General features: G+C 36.2%; 1 pseudogene. It reads left to right on the plus strand.

Annotated elements, in window-relative coordinates:
- Positions 1–508, plus strand: a pseudogene (locus HMPREF0549_RS09935) (mucin-binding protein); the annotation flags it as partial.

Raw genomic sequence — 508 nt, forward strand, 5'->3', positions numbered from 1 at the left:
CGCAAACTGGTAGTATTCAGGCTCACACATGGATGAAAATTGGGGATAGAGAGTATTTTCAAATTGTCGACCCAACTCAGAGCGTGGGAATCTCACTAAAAAATTTAGGAAGGGACTTTACAATAACCGTAACGAAACCAGCTAGTAACGAGAATGTTAAAACTAGTTTTGTAAGTGCAAAAGACCTGAAAAAGCAATTACAAAAGAACATTGTTCCGGTTGGTAATAATGACTCATCATACCTTAGTGATCAAATCGCTAACGAGGACTTTTACCTCTCGGATCAATTTGCCTACACAACGCCCCAAATAAATGTTGTTGTTTCAAACACTGGTGATAACCAATTAACTTATCATGTAACAATTGAGGGAGATTATGAGGGATTTAGAACAACTTCAAAAGATGAAACTTCAGCAATAACCTTAATCACATGGAAACCCACTGACCAAGTTGCACTAATGCCAGGTAAAGGAATTAATAATTTTAATGAAGATTATCAAAAAGTTTC

Origin of the sequence: Limosilactobacillus vaginalis DSM 5837 = ATCC 49540, from assembly GCF_000159435.1 — a bacterium.
GTDB lineage: Bacteria > Bacillota > Bacilli > Lactobacillales > Lactobacillaceae > Limosilactobacillus > Limosilactobacillus vaginalis.